The 18,232-nt window shown below is 39.6% G+C and carries 17 protein-coding genes; 5 read left to right on the top strand and 12 right to left on the bottom strand.

Features of this window, described 5'->3' with window-relative positions; genetic code table 11:
• The first annotated feature begins 11 nt into the window (after positions 1 to 11).
• Positions 12 to 1,070, top strand: coding sequence for a sporulation integral membrane protein YtvI (gene ytvI, locus IEX12_RS11550; protein ID WP_088050057.1), 1,059 nt, complete (start codon positions 12 to 14; stop codon positions 1,068 to 1,070).
• A 401-nt stretch (positions 1,071 to 1,471) separates the two neighbouring features.
• Here ytvI and IEX12_RS11545 read toward each other — a convergent pair whose 3' ends face one another.
• From IEX12_RS11545 to cyoE, 7 genes are all read right to left on the bottom strand, one after another.
• On the bottom strand, positions 1,472 to 1,927 hold the full coding sequence (locus IEX12_RS11545) for a DUF420 domain-containing protein (RefSeq protein ID WP_088050056.1): 456 nt from the start codon (positions 1,925 to 1,927) through the stop codon (positions 1,472 to 1,474).
• A 90-nt stretch (positions 1,928 to 2,017) separates the two neighbouring features.
• A complete protein-coding gene (gene ctaG / locus IEX12_RS11540) occupies positions 2,018 to 2,920 on the bottom strand; it encodes a cytochrome c oxidase assembly factor CtaG (RefSeq protein WP_088050055.1) in 903 nt (300 codons plus the stop codon).
• Between the two features lie 239 nt (positions 2,921 to 3,159).
• Entirely contained in the window at positions 3,160 to 3,477 is a 318-nt protein-coding gene (gene ctaF, locus IEX12_RS11535; RefSeq protein ID WP_088050054.1) for a cytochrome c oxidase subunit IVB, read from the bottom strand.
• 3 nt (positions 3,478 to 3,480) lie between these two features.
• Positions 3,481 to 4,104, bottom strand: a complete 624-nt coding sequence (locus tag IEX12_RS11530) for a cytochrome (ubi)quinol oxidase subunit III (RefSeq protein WP_088050053.1) — start codon at positions 4,102 to 4,104, stop codon at positions 3,481 to 3,483.
• Between the two features lie 2 nt (positions 4,105 to 4,106).
• Entirely contained in the window at positions 4,107 to 5,957 is a 1,851-nt protein-coding gene (gene ctaD / locus IEX12_RS11525; protein ID WP_088050052.1) for a cytochrome c oxidase subunit I, read from the bottom strand.
• 59 nt (positions 5,958 to 6,016) lie between these two features.
• On the bottom strand, positions 6,017 to 7,069 hold the full coding sequence (gene coxB, locus IEX12_RS11520; protein ID WP_088050051.1) for a cytochrome c oxidase subunit II: 1,053 nt from the start codon (positions 7,067 to 7,069) through the stop codon (positions 6,017 to 6,019).
• A 74-nt stretch (positions 7,070 to 7,143) separates the two neighbouring features.
• Positions 7,144 to 8,085 carry a heme o synthase gene (gene cyoE, locus IEX12_RS11515; RefSeq protein WP_284732496.1) on the bottom strand — a complete coding sequence of 314 codons (942 nt, stop codon included), beginning with the start codon at positions 8,083 to 8,085 and terminating at the stop codon, positions 7,144 to 7,146.
• Positions 8,086 to 8,761: 676 nt separating this feature from the next.
• On the opposite strand from cyoE, the gene IEX12_RS11510 reads away from it, so the two are divergent.
• Positions 8,762 to 9,730, top strand: a complete 969-nt coding sequence (locus tag IEX12_RS11510) for a COX15/CtaA family protein (protein ID WP_102415325.1) — start codon at positions 8,762 to 8,764, stop codon at positions 9,728 to 9,730.
• 108 nt (positions 9,731 to 9,838) lie between these two features.
• Here the strand turns inward: IEX12_RS11510 and pyc are convergent, their stop codons facing one another.
• The 3 genes from pyc to IEX12_RS11495 form a co-directional block, all read right to left on the bottom strand.
• Complete coding sequence (gene pyc, locus IEX12_RS11505; RefSeq protein WP_088050049.1) at positions 9,839 to 13,282, bottom strand: pyruvate carboxylase; 3,444 nt, start codon at positions 13,280 to 13,282, stop codon at positions 9,839 to 9,841.
• Entirely contained in the window at positions 13,270 to 14,448 is a 1,179-nt protein-coding gene (gene ftsW, locus IEX12_RS11500; RefSeq protein ID WP_088050048.1) for a putative lipid II flippase FtsW, read from the bottom strand. The genes pyc and ftsW overlap by 13 nt, the downstream gene beginning before the upstream one ends.
• Before the next feature lie 233 nt (positions 14,449 to 14,681).
• On the bottom strand, positions 14,682 to 14,966 hold the full coding sequence (locus tag IEX12_RS11495; protein ID WP_088050047.1) for an Fpa/YlaN family protein: 285 nt from the start codon (positions 14,964 to 14,966) through the stop codon (positions 14,682 to 14,684).
• 177 nt (positions 14,967 to 15,143) lie between these two features.
• Between IEX12_RS11495 and IEX12_RS11490 the strand changes: the two genes are divergently transcribed.
• The gene (locus tag IEX12_RS11490; protein WP_088050046.1) at positions 15,144 to 15,629 is read left to right on the top strand and encodes a hypothetical protein; all 486 of its coding nucleotides are present in this window, start codon (positions 15,144 to 15,146) and stop codon (positions 15,627 to 15,629) included.
• 129 nt (positions 15,630 to 15,758) lie between these two features.
• Positions 15,759 to 16,364, top strand: a complete 606-nt coding sequence (locus tag IEX12_RS11485) for a YhcN/YlaJ family sporulation lipoprotein (RefSeq protein ID WP_155554506.1) — start codon at positions 15,759 to 15,761, stop codon at positions 16,362 to 16,364.
• A 108-nt stretch (positions 16,365 to 16,472) separates the two neighbouring features.
• On the opposite strand, the gene IEX12_RS11480 is transcribed toward IEX12_RS11485, so the two are convergent.
• A complete protein-coding gene (locus IEX12_RS11480; RefSeq protein ID WP_088050044.1) occupies positions 16,473 to 16,760 on the bottom strand; it encodes a YbyB family protein in 288 nt (95 codons plus the stop codon).
• A gap of 345 nt (positions 16,761 to 17,105) precedes the next feature.
• Between IEX12_RS11480 and IEX12_RS11475 the strand changes: the two genes are divergently transcribed.
• Positions 17,106 to 17,309, top strand: a complete 204-nt coding sequence (locus IEX12_RS11475) for a YlaI family protein (RefSeq protein WP_088050043.1) — start codon at positions 17,106 to 17,108, stop codon at positions 17,307 to 17,309.
• Positions 17,310 to 17,352: 43 nt separating this feature from the next.
• On the opposite strand, the gene IEX12_RS11470 is transcribed toward IEX12_RS11475, so the two are convergent.
• Positions 17,353 to 17,655: a YlaH-like family protein gene (locus IEX12_RS11470; RefSeq protein WP_088050042.1), complete on the bottom strand. Its 303-nt coding sequence runs from the start codon at positions 17,653 to 17,655 to the stop codon at positions 17,353 to 17,355.
• Positions 17,656 to 18,232 lie beyond the last annotated feature (577 nt).

Genomic DNA, 18,232 nt, shown 5'->3' with positions numbered 1-18,232 from the left:
ATCCCATTAAATTGTTTCGATCGATCACAAAACGTCAATGGACACTTATATTTTTAACCATCATATTCCTGGTAGCAATCTATTTTATTTTACCTATTTCTGTTCCATTAATCATTGCATTTATTACTGCACTTGTGCTAAATCCAGCGGTAGGATTTTTTCAAAGGAAAACAAAAACCAACAGAAAGACAGCGGTAATCATCGTTTTTACGTTATTTTTAATTTTCATCGGCATCGCAGGCACATTTGTTGTAACAAAAGCTGTAACAGAATTAGTAAACTTTGTGGAGGATGTACCGGAATACTTTAACGATTTAAATGAGGTGTATGCTGAATGGGAGAAAAACTTTAAACAGTATTCCGAAAACCTGCCACAGGAATTTGTCCAGGAAGTATCAAGAAGTCTGGAAGATTATCTTTCTTCTTTAAGTACAACAGCGAAAAATGAAATTACTATTGATAACATTACACAAACGTTTGCAAAAATTCCGCAATACATGGTTAGTTTTCTTGTCTATTTAATTGCTCTATTTCTATTTATGCTTGAGTTACCCGCTGTCAAAGCAAATTCATATAAATTGCTAAAAAAAGAGACCGCGGAAAAAGTTTCTTTCATGAATAAACGATTAGCGGACGTAATTCTGGGATTTTTTAAAGCGCAATTTCTTGTCAGTGTGATTATTTTTATCGTTTCGTTGATAGGACTGTTTCTCATTGTCCCTGAAGTTGCCATTATTATGTCGCTTGTCATTTGGGTTATTGATTTCATACCTATTATTGGCTCGATCATCATCCTCGGACCATGGTCATTGTTTATGCTTATTACTGGTGATACTGTATTGGGGGTAAAACTGGCAATATTAGCTGTTATTCTCCTCGGGATACGTCGTACAGTAGAACCGAAAGTGATGGGGAAACATATTGGACTTTCACCACTGGTAACACTGATAGCCATGTTCCTTGGTATTAAAATGCTTGGACTATTCGGTTTTATTATTGGCCCATTGTTATTAATTATGTTTAATTCTGCGAGAGAGGCCGGATTAATTAAATTGAACATTAAAATTTAAGAACAAATGCGCAAGCGCCGGTTAAGGAAGGCCGACTAAAACCGGCACGTCCTGTGCCAACGTCGGCATGACCTGCATCCTGCAGGCCCGCGTATATGCTGCGCCCTGCCAAGCAGGGTGGTTTGGTGTTGCTGCCGGGAGCAGCGGTCTTAACCGAACAAACAACCGCAGGAGATAAAGGAAACATGCCACTAAAAAAGGGGTAGACGTGAGTTGGGCGCAAAGCCCGTTTTTAGTCGGCCATCCTTCTTGACTTATCGTACGGAGGTGAGGGAAGCATACTAGCCACTGGGCGCTGGAGCCGGACGTGGCCTGCCCTGACATGAGTGGAATAGAGCCTGAATCTTATACTTTCTTACTTATTAAAAAAAGCGTGAAAGCACCAAATGCTTTCACGCTTTTTATGATCCTAGTATCGCCTTAATCATACTTGTCGTTTGTCCGCCATCATAAATAATATATAGAAGCAGGTACACCATAACACCGGTAATTGCACTAAAGAACCAGATGATACTTGTAATCGGCCCTATTCTTCTATGTATCGTTATTTTACGCTTTAATGCGAGCGTTATCGTTACAACTCCAAAGATAGCACCAACAGTTGCTAAAAAAATATGGAAAATCAAGAAAACCGTATAATAAATTTTAATACTATCCGGGCCGCCAAAACTTGTATTACCGATAAAGGCAGTTCTTGATACATAAATGATAAAGAATAGCAACGCACTTATCGCAGCACAAATCATGGTCCGTTTATGTGCTTTGGCCTTCCCCTTAATAATCAATCTCCAGCCAATTGCAACTAATAGTGCGCTTAAAACGATGAAAAAAGTACTGATTGTTGGTAATAATGGCATCAAATTAATTCCTTTCTTACAACAAATTAAGAGTGAAGCCGTAAACACTCTATTGAAAACAATTTACAGCTTCAGATGTTTGGTACGAGATTACTTTGCCCCGTCCGGTTCCGGAATAGGATCGACTTTAAGACTTTCCCGGGTAAACCAGGAAAAGAATACCTTCGCCAAAATAACTCCATACGTTATTTCTTGCATTAGTTTCATAATAATACCGCCCAATTGCTGATCTTCCATTGTGCTCATTGGTGAGAACATTTCCGGTCCAGAAATGGAAGGAGCAAGCCCCTGTAATACTTCACTTGGTACACACAATGCCAGCGCCTGAATCCATGCACCGTCTTGTGAATATGCTGCGTACAAAGGTACATCTGCAAAAATAATTAGTACACATGCAGGCGTAATAAGAACCCCATTGGCAAATATGTAGCCAATCTTTAACAATGGAGATAACTTATTGAATTGCTTTAAAGGTGTCAAGACTGGAAACCAAACGATAAATGCTGCAACGAGAATAATCGTTGAAATCAGCGTATGAGCGACCGGTGAGGATTTTGTATAATCAAAGACTGCCGGAATATGGTAAATTGAAAACATTGTATTAAACAGCAACAGCGAAATAATTGGTTTGGTAAGCAGCTTGATGACTGGTCTTAGTACAGGTACATGCACAACCCGTTCCCAAATCCAAACCGGAATTCCCTTAATCATCAGGATAGGAAATACCAAGTAGTAAGTCGCCAGCTGAATCATATGGGCTGACAGCATGATATGTGTTAACAAATCAACAGGAGAGCCTTTAACAATGTATAATAACAACATTCCCAAATAGAAAAAGAACTGCTGTTTTCCCGTTGGGTTTTCATCAACACCAAACTTGTGCCGATACCGAATGGTTATCAAATAATATGCGAGACAAAGCAATAAAATAAAGGCGAAATAATAAGGACTCCACAACGCACGGAAACCAAATATTTGTAATTCCAACCACATATTAACTCACTCCATAAAAACAGCTTATACCTTATATTATAACGTATTTAATCCGCTTGCACGCATTACGAATGTGACAGAAATACAACAATGTGGGATAAAGTGAAACTTCATTCAGAGGGGTACCCTTCTTCCCCCCACTGAATGTTAGCCTGAGGCCGACACGATGTAGGGCTGGTGCTGGACCTCGCGTGCTAAGAAAATAAAAGACCAGGAAGAATCCCGGTCTTTTATTCATGTTACCACCAAGTAATTACAGTTAGTCCTGCCAATGTTAGTAATGCTGCCCAAACGCCGCCGTAAATCATTACAGCTGCCATTTCATGTCCTTCATGTTTCATGTGCATGAAGTAATAAAATTGGAATCCGACCTGAACGACTGCAAGCGTAATCAGGATAGGAATTGCGATCATTTTATCCATACCTGTTATAACGACAACGAATGCAAGAATGGTAAACACAATCATTAGTGCAAAGCTAATTAATTGCTGCTGCATTTCCTCTTTATTTTTTTTCTTTTGAAATGAATCGAGTTTGGATCCGGTGTTTTCAGTCATGGATTATCCCACCTTTCCCATTAGATATACTACTGTAAAGATGAATACCCAAACAACATCAATAAAGTGCCAATACAAGCTCCAAATATAAAATTTTGGAGCATTGTACAGGTTCAGTCCACGCTTTGCATTACGAATTAACAGTACAATCGCCCAAAATAAACCAAACGTTACGTGACCGCCGTGAAAGCCAAGGAGTGCATAAAATGCCGATCCGAACGCTGATGAACGGAATGAAAAACCATACTCGGTAATGTAATGCGTGAATTCATAAATTTCACAGCCTACAAATCCAAAGCCAAGAATAATAGTGATAACAAACCAAAGAGCCATTTTCTTAAAATCATTATTCTTCATATGGTAAATTGCATAAACACTTGTTAACGAACTTGTCAATAACAATACAGTCATCACAAATACAAGTTCCAACCCAAATAAATCTTGACCCGAAGGACCGCCTGCTGTGGAATTGTGCAGCGCTAAATACGTTCCGAACAAACTGGCAAAAAGAACGGTTTCACCACCGAGAAAGAACCAAAATCCGATAAACTTATTTTTACCTTCAAGGGTAGCTTTCTCCGGATCGTGCGGCATTGTTTCTGGATTTAAGGAATGATCGTGACTCATAACTAGTCAGCCTCCCTTTCAAGTTCTTCTTTCGTAATATGGTGACCCAAGTCATCTTTCATTGATCTTATTACCATCATTGCCAATGAGAACGCCATACCGCCAATAAGCACAGCCAACCATGCTTTATTGTCTGTTTGGTAAATAAAACCAAATCCAGCAACAAATAATCCTAATGAAAATAGAAACGGCAAGAACGAATTGTTTGGCATATGAATATCACCTAATGGTTCAGCAGGTGTCATTTCAGCTTTACCTTCTGCTTTTTCAACCCACAATGGATCAAGTCCGCGTACAAGCGGTGTTTGTTTAAAGTTATAATGGGCCGGTGGTGATGCTGTTGCCCACTCAAGGGTACGACCATCCCACGGATCTGCAGGTGCTTTTTCACCTCTTGCACTAACAATTGCGTTGATAACAAACACAATAACAGCAAAGGCCATCAAAAAAGCACCAATTGTACTAATCAAGTTACCAGTATCAAGATGGTCACCTGAATGGAATACCCAGTAACGACGAGGCATACCCATTAATCCAAGGAAATGCTGAATAAAGAATGTTAAATGGAATCCAATAAAGAATGTCCAAAATGTTAATTTGCCCAGTTTTTCATTCAAAATTCTACCGAACATTTTTGGCCACCAGTAATGCAGGGCAGCAAAAATACCAAAGATGGTACCTCCGACAATAACATAGTGAAAGTGAGCAACAACAAAGTACGAATCATGATATTGATAATCCGCAGCAACTGTTGCCACCATTACCCCAGTCATCCCGCCAATAGTAAATGAAGGGATAAACGCCAATGACCAGAGCATTGTGGAATTGATTGTAATATTTCCACCCCATAATGTTGCAAGCCAATTAAAGATTTTAATCCCTGTCGGAACAGCAATCGCCATTGTTGCAATGGAGAAAATGGAGTTGGCTACCGGACCTAAACCAACCGTAAACATATGGTGAGCCCATACCATAAACCCTAAAAATGCAATCAACATTGTTGCAAATACCATTGCCGTATAACCGAATAAACGCTTTTTGGCAAAGGTTGAGAAAACATCACTAAATACGCCGAATAGCGGTAATATCAGTATATAAACCTCTGGGTGTCCGAAAATCCAGAATAAATGCTCCCAGATAATCGTGTTACCACCTAATGACACATCGAAAAATGCTGTGCCAAACATACGGTCAAACATTAACAAAAACAGCCCTACTGTTAAAGCTGGAAAAGCAAACAAGATTAGAACACTGGCAATAAATGATGCCCATGTAAATAATGGCATCCGCATATATGTCATACCAGGTGCACGCATATTGACGACTGTTACCAGAAAGTTAATACCGCCGATTAATGTCCCAGCACCTGCAATCTGCAGACCCATTACATAAAAATCCACACCATGACCTGGCGATGTTGTTGACAACGGTGCATATCCCGTCCATCCAGCGTCTGGAGCACCGCCCAGGAACCAGCTGCAATTTAGTAATATTCCACCAAACATGAACAGCCAGAAACCCAAGGAATTTAAAAATGGAAAGGCTACATCCCGAGCACCAATTTGCAATGGTAAAACGGCATTCATAATTGCGAAAATTAACGGCATGGCCGCTAGAAAAATCATGGTTGTTCCGTGCATCGTTATCATTTCATTATATAACCCTGCACTCAAAAAGTCATTATCTGGTTTTATCAGTTGAATACGGATTAACATGGCTTCTATTCCGCCGATCAGGAAGAATAAACCACCGCCAAACAAATATAAATGTGCAATTTTTTTATGATCGACAGTCGTTAAATAATCCCATAATACAGCGCCAAAGCCTCTTTTCTGAGTAGCTGCAATACTCACTACTTTAACCTCCCTTTAACATCTTCCATCCCTTAAAAAATCCAATTCTTATCTTTTTCCTAGTCTCCAGCACTTTCAAGCGTAACCTCAGAAGGATTTAATTGCATTAAATAATCAGCGATTTTACTAGCTTCTTCGTCGGAAAGTTCTGGATAATTGTTTGTCATTTTATTTCCGGGTTTAACAGATTCCGGATCCATAATCCATTTTACAACATTTTCCTTATTATGGTCCATAATACCGGCAACTTTTGAACGGTTACCAAAGTCTGTTAAATTCGGTCCGACCTGAACAGGGGAAGATCCAATAGCATGACAACTCATACAGTTTTTCTCGTTGAATAATTCCTGCCCCTCTTTGGCTGTATCTCCTTCAGCGACTGCTTTTGGATCAACACCTTGCATATCATTGACCCACTGATCAAACTCATCCGGACTTACGGCAACAATCTTAAAGTCCATTAACGAATGGGAAGGTCCGCAAAGCTCAGCACACTTACCCCAATAAACCCCTTCTTCATCCGCTTTAATGTACATGGTATTTTCATTTTCAGGGTTTACATCCATTTTACCTGCAAGTGATGGTACCCAGAATGAATGAATAACGTCAGAAGATTTCATGTTAAGATATACTTTTTCACCTGTTGGAATATACAGATCCTGACTCGTTTGAATTTCCTGCCCTTTATAGTTAAAATGCCACCAATACTGATTCCCGGTTACTTCAACATTTAACTTATCTTTAGCACCTTTTGTATCAGCCAGGTCAAACGTTGCAATCGTTGTCGGAACAGCAATTATAATTAACAGAACAATTGGAATGACTGTCCAAATCGTCTCCAGAACTTTATTCCCTTCAACCTGCTTAGGGATAAAATTCTCTTTTCCTTTTTTCTTGCGAAAACGAACCAATACGGTAATATACACTATTGCAACAACCAACAGTACAATCGACATTACTACTGTTGTAAGGATAATTAAATCGTATGATGTCTGTGCACCATATCCTTTAGGTTTTAAAGCTGTTAAATTTTCTCTACCACATCCCGTAAGTACGAGTGCCAGTAAGCCTAACAAACTTAAAGCCCGGAATTTTCCCATCCAACCTTTCATGTATTCATACCTCTCTTTCTCTTTTGTTTCTTCCTTATATTTGATTTTTAATTAAGGACAATTACGTATTATCATTAACTGAAGGGGAATTCAAATGTGACGATTACCATCAGTAGAAAAATGATGGTTAAATAATTCAATGAATAAATAAACATCAAATTTGCCCATTTCAAATCGTTTTTCATAAAGAATCCACCAATACCCAGTGCAAGCCATCCGACATTAAGCAGTGTTGCTATCACTATAAATGTAGTGCCAAGTGAAGCTAAGTAAAATGGCAGTGGCAATAGACATGCTGTATACACAACCATCTGCCGCTTTGTAAATGCAAAACCATGAACAACTGGGAGCATTGGGATACCTGCAGCTTTATATTCTTTGCATTTTTTCATTGCTAATGCAAGAAAATGTGGCGTTTGCCAGATAAACATGATCAGAAACAATACAATTGCTGCCATATGAAGCTCAGGATCTACAGCTGCCCAGCCAATCAGCGGCGGTATTGCCCCGGAAAAACTTCCTACAACCGTGTTTAAGGTGTACCTGCGTTTCGACCACATCGTATACAGGACGACATAGATAAACCAACCCAGAAAACCAAGCACAGCAGCTTCAAGTGTGGTGAAGAGCAACATGATAATACCTGCAGCAGTTGAAGCAATACCCAAGGCAAGCACCTGGTTTAAGGGAATGTTTCCCGTAACGGTTGGCCTGTTTTTCGTGCGGGTCATAACCGGGTCAATGTCAACATCATACCAATTGTTCAGGATACAGCCACCAGCTATAACGAGAGCGGTTCCAGCCATTGTTAACAGGAAGATGCCCCAATTCTCCATAAATGATGAACCTGTAAAATGAAGAGCCAGCCAAAATCCGGCGAATGCTGTTATTAAATTGGAATTGACGATTCCCATTTTTACCAGTGATTTCAAATCATCAAAAAATGTCGTGTCTGTTTTTTCGGTTGCAGTTAATTTACCCATCATTTGTGAAGTTGTTGTTTCCGCTTTATTCAATCTAATATCCCCCCTTCAAATTCCCAACAAAAAGGCGCAAATATATAAGCATACTATCAGAATGCAGCTATATTAACTAATATTCCCCAAAGTATCCTATCATTATCCCAATTGTACCATGGAATTGTATTACATTCTATTTAGCAGGATGTTTAAAAAGTCCGGTAAAAATGACACTTCGGGATAGGGGATCTTCGACTAAGTACCGACACGTCCTGTGTCGAACGTCGAAGTCACCACATCCTGTGGAAGCTAGATAGCTTGTATCTGCGGTCTAGAACTTCTCGGACTTTTTATCCGCCTTTTTGACAACGCACCTTAACTACATACGGTTTAATACTTTTCCGGCTCGCCAAATGTGACAAAATTGTGAAATGGAGACCAAAAATAAAATAAAAGGCATAATAGCCTTCGGTTATAAAACTAAATATATGTAGTTTTCCCGTCTGAAAGGGCAAAGTGGTGGAAATCTTAACAAATATCCCCTACATTATTTCTAGCAAACAACGCTCCACTTTGCAAGGGTTTTTTCTTTTTTTATTGTGAAAACGGTAATAAATCATGATAAGGTGACAATTATGTGTAATTTGTACGTTTATCATTGCTCTTCACACCAGAAAAGTATTACTATATAACTATTGCAAAATATTTTCCGATTTAAAGTGAGGCTTTTTGTATGATTAGAACATTGAAATGGCTATCGGTAGTTGCAACGCTTGGTATGGTCTTTGTCTTAATCGGTGGCGCTCTTGTAACTAAAACAGGTTCCGGTATGGGCTGTGGACCAAGCTGGCCATTATGTCACGGCGAATTTGTGCCAAGTGAGATTACCCCAGAACTGGTTATTGAACTTAGCCACAGATTAATATCCGGCATTATGGGTATTGTCGTGCTGTTATTATCTTATCTGTCTTGGAGATATATAGGGCATATCCGTGAAGTGAAGTTTCTTGCCTTTTTATCAAGTTTCTTTTTAATCCTGCAAGCATTAATTGGTGCAGCAGCTGTTATTTGGAACCAATCCGATTTCGTTTTAGCTACCCATTTTGGTATTTCGCTTATTTCCTTTACGGCGATATTTTTATTGATGCTGCTCATTTTTGAGATTGACAAGAAATTTGATACAACCTCTTTGTATATCCGTAAACGACATCGGATTGAAATATACGCTATTACAATATATTCACTTATCGTTGTTTATACCGGCGCATTAGTCCGGCATGCGCATGCCAGCATGGTGTGCGGCAATTGGCCATTCTGCACCAATAAGTCACCCTTTTCATTTTCATCCTTCAGCTTTGAACAATGGATCCAAATGGGGCATCGACTGCTGGCCGGTATCCTGTTTATTTGGACAGTTGTCCTATTTGTTAAGGTTGTGAAGAACTACCACAATAATCGAGTAATGTTGTGGGGCTGGGCGACGACGTTACTGCTAATTATGCTGCAGGTTTTCTTTGGAGCTATGATCATTTTTACAATAGTTAACTTGGGTATTTCATTATTGCATGCGTTTGTTATCTCTTGCTATTTCGCCATGTTAAGTTATTTCGTCTTACTTTCAACTAGAAGTGCAAAAGCAGAGAATGGAAATCAGAAGTCTGATGACGGAGGTCAGAATTCAGAGGCAGGTAGTCAGAAATAGAGTAACAGAGGGCTGATACAGGATAATGCCGATAAAGAGCCATTTTCTGTAATAATTATTTGTAATATAGAAATGGGAAGCAGGTATATTAATCTGCTTCCCATTTTTTCATTCAAACTCAATAAGCAAGTCATTCACAGTTATTGCCTCTCCATTTTTTACGTAAACATCTTTAATTACCCCTGCAAATGGTGCCTGTACAGTTGTTTCCATTTTCATTGCTTCTGTAATCAGCAAGTGATCCCCTTTTTTCACTTTTTCCCCTTTTTCACAGACTACCTTTACAACAGTTCCCGGCATTGTTGCACCGATATGCTTGTTATTATTTGTATCTGCTTTCGGCTTAACGGCAAGCTTGGATTTAACACTTTCGTCCTTCACAACTACTTCGCGTGACTGTCCATTTAATTCAAAATAGACAACTCGAGTACCATCGGGATGTGCCTCCGAAACGGAAACCAGCTTAACAATGAGCGTTTTTCCTTGTTCGATAACTACTTCAATTTCCTCTCCCAGCCGCATGCCGTAGAAGAATGTTGGTGTGTCAAGTACGGACATATCCCCATAGGTTTCAGTGAATTTATGGTAATCCATAAACACCTTTGGATATAGGGCATATGAAATCAAATCAAAGCTGGTAACCTGCCGATCAAGTGTTTTAAACAATGTGTTTCTTAGCTGTACGAAATCAACCGGGTCAAGCAATTCTCCCGGTCTTTCGGTAATTGCCTTCTTCCCCTTCAAGATAATTCGCTGCAATTCCTGTGGGATTCCCTGATATGGCTGTCCGATATATCCTTGTGCAAATTCCACCACCGAATCCGGAAAATCAATAGCTTCACCACGTTCGTATATATCATCTTCTGTCAAGTTATTCTGTACCATGAATAATGCCATATCACCAACTACTTTTGAGGAAGGCGTCACTTTAACCAAATCCCCAAACATTTCGTTAACTTGGCGGAACATCACCTTTACATCATTCCATCGATCTTCAAGTCCTACAGCTTTTGCTTGTTGTTTCAAGTTGCTATACTGGCCACCTGGCATTTCATGGAAATATACCTCCGTATGTGGTGCCTTCATCCCACTTTCAAATTCTGTATAGTATTCCCGGACATGCTCCCAGTATTGTGATAACTTTTCATACGAACCAATATTAATGTTAGGCTGCCGTTTTGTACCTTCAAGGGCGTGGTACAATGTTTGTGCACTTGGCTGTGATGTTAGCCCGGCCATTGATCCACAAGCGACATCTACGGCATCTACACCGGCCTGGATTGCTCGTGTGTACATTTGAATCCCATTGCCGCTTGTATCGTGGGTATGCAGGTGAATTGGTATGTCAACTGTTTCTTTTAATGTCGCGATAAGCTGATATGCTGCTTCTGGCTTTAACAATCCAGCCATATCTTTTACACCTAAAATATGGGCACCTGATGCTTCTAGTTCCTTCGCTAAATTTTTATAATACGCCAGGTCATATTTGTTACGGTTTGCATCCAAAATATCTCCCGTATAACACATCGTTGCTTCGGCAATTTTATTACTGTCACGAACTGCCTGAATGGCCGGTCTCATTCCTTCAAGCCAATTCAAACTATCGAAGATACGGAATACATCGATTCCTGCTGTAGCACTTTTTTCTACAAATTCCTGGATAACATTATCCGGATAGTTCTTATAGCCAACCGCATTACTGGCACGAAGGAGCATCTGGAACAGAACATTCGGAATTCTTTCCCTGAGACTAAGCAGTCGCTCCCATGGATTTTCCTTCAGGAACCGGTACGCTACATCGAACGTCGCCCCACCCCACATTTCCAGAGAAAATAACTCTGGTGTTAGTCGTGCTGTTGGTTCTGCTATTTGCAATAAATCTTTTGTACGTACACGAGTGGCTAATAAGGATTGATGTGCATCCCTGAATGTTGTGTCCGTGTACAGCACTTCCTTTTGTTCCTTAAGCCAGTTTGCTAAACCATCAGGACCTTGCTTATCCAAAATTTGCTTTGTTCCACCGGGTATTTCCTCGGCATGATGTACTTTTGGAATTGGCGGCTTCGAAAAATACGGTTTTTTCTTTTTGGCCATTCCTTCAAAACCATTAATCGTTGTATGACCGATATAAGTTAACATCTTTGTTCCACGGTCTTTCCGTTTTGGAAACACAAACAATTCTGGCGTCTGATCAATAAACGTCGTGCTATACTCACCAGATAAAAACTTCTTATGAAGAATAACATTTTCTAAGAATGGGATGTTTGTTTTTATCCCGCGAATCCGAAATTCCTTTAAATTACGAACCATCTTTTGCGCTGCTTGTTCGAATGTTAACGCCCATGTGGAAACCTTCACTAATAACGAATCATAATGCGGTGAAATTACTGCACCTTGAAAGCCGTTTCCGGCATCAAGCCGAACACCAAATCCGCCGCCAGTACGGTAGGCCATAATTTTGCCAGTATCCGGCATGAAATTATTTAGCGGGTCTTCCGTCGTTACCCTTGACTGTATTGCATAGCCGTTTGTTTTGATGTTGTCCTGTAGCGGGATACCGATGGCATCTCCATGAAGCGGCTGTCCCTCCGCTATTTTAATTTGCGTTTGCACAATATCAACACCAGTAATAAGCTCGGTTATGGTATGCTCTACTTGAACCCGCGGATTGACCTCAATAAAATAAAAGTCATTACCTGTGACTAAAAATTCAACAGTACCTGCATTTAGATAATCAACATTCTTCATCAGGTTGACAGCTGCCTCACAGATTCTCATTCGTAGTGTTTCATCAAGTGATACACTTGGAGCAATCTCAACAACTTTTTGATGCCGTCGTTGTACTGAACAGTCACGTTCAAATAAATGAACGATATTGCCGTCATGATCCCCAATAATCTGGACTTCAATATGTTTCGGATTTTCAATTAATTTTTCAACGTAGACCTCATCACTGCCAAACGCTGCCCTCGCTTCAGATTTAGCGCGATCATATGCTTCGGACAAGCCATTTTCATTACGTACAATCCGCATTCCTCTTCCACCGCCGCCAAGGGAAGCCTTGATAATGATCGGATACCCGTATTTCTCCCCAAATGCTTCAACTTCATCAAGCGAAATAACTGGACCATCGCTGCCTGGTATTACAGGTAATCCGGCATTAACCGCCTGTGTTCTGGCTTTCACCTTATCCCCGAACATATTTAAATGCTCGCTTGTTGGGCCGATAAAAAGAATCCCTTCCTGTTCACAGCGTCTCGCAAATTGAATATTTTCGGATAAAAAGCCGTATCCAGGATGAATGGCATCAACACCAACGTCTTTTGCAATTTCAATAATCCCTTCGATATCCAGATACGCATCAATCGGTTTCTTTCCTTCACCGACTAAATATGCTTCATCTGCTTTATACCTGTGATAGGAACCTGTATCCTCATTCGAGTATATCGCAACAGTTCGAATGTTTAATTCTGTACAAGCACGAAACACCCGAATTGCTATTTCCCCGCGATTTGCGACCAATATTTTGTTAATTTGTTTTACATCAGCCATGATCTTCCTCCTCTATTAATATTTTGTGGTATATCTTTCTCTTTTGCTGGAACAGGCTGCTGTTCTTTCAGTTTTACACTTCTGGCAATATTATTTAAAATTCCCATGGAGATCATCATGATCAACAGGGAAGAACCACCATAACTAACAAACGGCAACGGTACACCAGTAATCGGCAGGAGTCCGCTTATCGCACCTAAATTAATAAATGACTGGACACCCACCATCGAAGAAATTCCGATGGCGAGTAATGCCCCGAAGCTGTCTTCACACTTTCTGGCAATGAAAATTCCTCTAAGAACAATAATCGCAAGCATTCCCATTACTAAAATAACCCCAACAAAGCCAAGTTCCTCAGCAACAACCGCCATAATGAAATCAGTATGGGCCTCTGTCAAATAACCAAGTTTCTGTACACTGTTGCCAAGTCCTTCACCGGTTAATCCACCAACACCTATAGCCAGATAGGATTGAATAAGGTGATAGCCATCATCGTCTGGATGTTCAAAAGGCTGATAGGCTCCAGTAAACCTGGAAATCCGTTCATCTGTTACCATGTTCGGGATCGCAACCAAAATAATCAATAATCCGGCTGCAATGAGGATAAACAAATGTCTGAATTTGATTCCCGAGCTAAAAATCACGGAACAGGCAATTAAAAAGATAATGGCGGCAGTTCCGATGTCTGGCTGCAAGACAATGAGCCCGAGCACGAATCCGGTTAAAATTAATGGTGGCAATACACCTTTATTAAACTCATTAATATAGGCTTGCTTTTTGGAATAAACAGAGGCTAAATACATGATTAGTCCCAGTTTCGCAAACTCGGCGGGCTGAAGGCTGATAAAGCCAAAGCTAAACCATGACTGTGCACGATTAACCTCTGTTCCAAAAAACAATACACCGATCAATAAAATAATAATGAATAACATGATTATTTTCATTAATTTTTGATAATATTTGTAAGGAAAGAGACTGCAAATAATAAACCCGACAGCACCAATGATAAACCACTGTAATTGCTTAAACAAATAATGGGTACTTTCATAATCTTCCATGACTGCTGTAACCATACTGGCGCTGTATATCATAACCATTCCGAAACCGGCTAACAGAAGCGGAGTAATCATTAATGTGAAATCGTTATTTTTTAATTTCTTTATCATCGTACTTCTCCCCAAGCTATGTATTTAGGTAAAGATGAAATCGAAATTTTTAATAGTATAACACATTTGGCTAAATAGCGTAACCTATTTCTATTGGCAAATTTCTTTTTCGTACTTTACTGCCCTATGTAAATGAATTAGTATAACAGGTATAGTTTATAATAAAAAAACCTTGCCATGAAATTGTCGGCAAAGTTTTTGCTGCGGAACGCCAAAATGAATTACACACAAAACTACACAGATTTTTGCGCTGCTTCGTGTAATATATTTAGCTGTCTTTCGAGATTTTCGAGTAATGCTTTACCTTCATTCTCACCGATTAAATTTAACCGCACTGCAAAATCGATTTCTCTTGATAGACCAAACATTTGTGTATCTAAAACCTCTTCATATAAAGGACATTGCGGTGTCATTAAGTTCTCAATTTGAACTTCAATTAGTTTTAAAATTTTATCAGCATCAGCCTTAAGAAGGGCATAGGCTTTTTCACGATGGCTTACGGTCACCTCAGATAACAAATATATCCCCTCCACATAGAAAGACTTCCTTCTCTACTATATTATCGTTACAAGCCATAAATTGCAAATAAAAGTTTGCAGAAAGTGTGCGGAAAATCACTACATTATCTCAGATGAAATTTTTATCTGTGTCTGCTATTCTTGGTAGGGATATATACTATAAAGGTGGTAATAGCAATGATCATACCAATAACAGGAAATGTTAACTATCCAATTACACTTGATCCAACTGTTTGGATTTTTGACGATCGAAAAATTTTGCTTGAAGAGGCGTTTTCGAAAAGAGCGGAAACTACGGTAAAAGAAGATGAGGTGGAAAAGGCTTCAAAACGCTGGGACCGTGCAGTATTCCAGTCAAGTAAACCACCAGTCAACCCTAATATCTCCCGCAAAGAAGGAGAAAAAATATTAACCAATTCCTATGTTATGCCAATCAGGGATTTTATTGACAATGCTGAATGGGATGCCAATGCAGAAAAAGCAGTACTAGTTACCAGCAGCGATGAAATAACCATCTCACTTGATCTACTAAGAAAATGTTTATTACTGTTTGCCATTGATGGGAAAATAATAAAAGAAGATGGACCTGTTTACATTTTTTACCCAGACGGTTCGAATATGGATAATCCGATTAAAGGCCTTCAGAAAATAATCATAAAGTGACCTGAACTTAATAAGGACCATAAAGTTGGATTTAGCTGATTGCCCGATTAAGGTAATCAGCTTTTTTGTATAATTTAAATCCTCAGGTTAAAAATAAACCAACAACTTCATTTTGAAGGAGGACAGTACATGAGATCTCGATTTTATAAATTTCTTATCGCGAGTTTCATCCTCTTGGCCGGGTGTCAGCAGCAAGGAGATGAATCTTCCCTGCCACGTGAGCAGGAAGGCGGAAATCAACCTATTCAGGTGGAAGATTCGAATCCAGCAAAAAGAAAAAATGTAACAAATGAAGATATGGCAAATCATTTAGCTAATGTTGCCAGAGATGTTCCAAATGTAAATGATGCTGCTGCTGTTGTTGCGGGTCCATATGCAGTAGTCGGGATTGATGTTGATAAGGATTTGGACCGTTCTCGTGTTGGTACCATCAAATATTCTGTTCTTGAAGCGTTGAAGCATGATCCATATGGTAAAACTGCGGTAGTTGTTGCTGATGCGGACATAACAGAACGATTACGCCACATGAGTAATAAAATAAGTCAAGGGCATCCCGTACAAGGGGTCGTTGATGAATTATCCGGAATTGTTAGCAGGTATATGCCGGACTTCCCAATAAATGATGACCAGCCGGAAGAACCGGATCAAAATAAAGAAGTTATCCCGAAAAAAGATGAAGACAAATTGGATAATATCCAAGAAGATCAGTCTAATCCGGGAAAAGGTAATCAATAAGCTCGGGAAGACACTGGCCGCTGGAGCTGAACCTGTCCAATGAGAAAATGAAAAGGTGTTTCCAAATTGGAAACACCTTTTCATATCTGGAATTAAACTTAACCAGATTTATTTCTGTTGTTCCTCTTCCTTTGCTTCATTATAATACTGTACGCCAAATTGGGAACCTTCTGAAACCATTTTTGCATTCTCAAATTGAGCCAGATCTTGATTGTCCGTTTGGTCAGGGATCCCTGCATCGTCAAGCGCGGAATCCTTACCCTCATTTTTAAACATCCCTGATACCGATTTGGCCTTTTCCATTAGCTTTTCTCGTTTGTCTTTGTCCTTCAGCAAAAATCCTGCTGTACCGATGCCAGCGGCTCCTAATGCCGAAACAATGTAACGTTTTTTCATCGAATCGCCCTTTCGTCCTCTTTTACTTCTTTATATTCCCCAATATTTTTCTGTCAAACCTCAGATAATATACTACTTTCATAGACATTTGTCCTGTGTTATAGTTAAATAAAGCAAAACTTGCTATTAGAGGATGTTCAAAAAGTCCGGTAAAAATGACGCATCGAATTTCTTCGTTGGCTTGCTTTTCCGCTCCTCATGTACCTTTTTATGTACACTCCGGTGCCGGGAGCTACCCCGCCTCGAACTTCTCGGTCCTTTTTATCCTCCTTTTTGAACACGCACTATTAGTAGCATTACTGGCCATTATAGATGGGTGTATACAGCCTGGTTTGAGGTGATAGGATGCAGGTCAAATGTGTTATCTGCGACAATATAGAGGGTATAGATGATTATTCTTTGCAGGCAAAACGTTTACGAAACCGGAGAATTCATATGTATTTATGCAAAACTTGCTATGAGCGGATAGATGAAAAAACGAAAGCAAGACATAAATCCGGAAACTTCCGTCTGTACAGAGAAAAGAAACGAAAAAATGATCTTATTTAATAAAGAACTCCTTTGTAATTAGGAGTTCTTTATTGAATTTTACCTATTCATTATTAGCGCGTGCTTTACGTTGCTGATGTAAGCGGAATCGATAAACCCCCATCACCACCGAAATAATAATTAAGCTTTCAGTCATTGGCATTTTAAAAATACTGAATATCGTTATAATATATGTACCAATTGCAAGCATTATATACACAAATAAAGATTTGAGAATGGGCAGCTTCCGGGCAAAACCGAGTTTAAATGCAATTGCGCCAAAGATCAGATTAAGCACATACAAAGTCAGAAAAATATGATCAGTTCCATAGTTATCTTCAATTAAATTAAAAATAAAACTATCCATTCTATAGCCCCCAATAAGTGCGTGTTCGAAAAAACTCTTTTACTATCATACTAAATCTTTCTAGCACATGCTAGTGCAAACATGTGAAAGAAATCCAACAAAGTCATTGCTTTGAAAAACCTTGAAGGATGATTTATACTGGACTATGTAACGTACAGTAAACGATTATAGAGGATGTTCAAAAAGTCCGGTGAAAATGACACTTCGGGATAGGGGATCTTCGACTAAGTACCGACACGTCCTGTGTCGAACGTCGAAGTCACCACATCCTGTGGGAGCTCGTTGGCTTGTTTCTCCGCTGCTCATGTATCAGGAATAAGGATCTTCTGCTAAAAACCGCCCACGTCCTGTGGGCAACGCAGAAGTCAGCACTTCCTGTGCAAGCCCGCTGCTCGAAACTACGCCGCCTCGAACTTCTCGGTCCTTTTCATCCTCCTTTTTGAACACACTCTTATAGTAATAAAGATAGGCTTTTTTGGCAGATAAGAAACCAACATGGCTCCGCATTCGCGCAGCCACCATCTATGATGAAAAAGAATTTCTAGCCTGGATAGGAGGTATATCACATTCATTTATT

The organism is Lentibacillus populi (genome assembly GCA_014642895.1).
Classification (GTDB): domain Bacteria; phylum Bacillota; class Bacilli; order Bacillales; family Amphibacillaceae; genus Lentibacillus_C; species Lentibacillus_C populi.
This window is presented reverse-complemented; position numbering and strand designations above follow the sequence as displayed.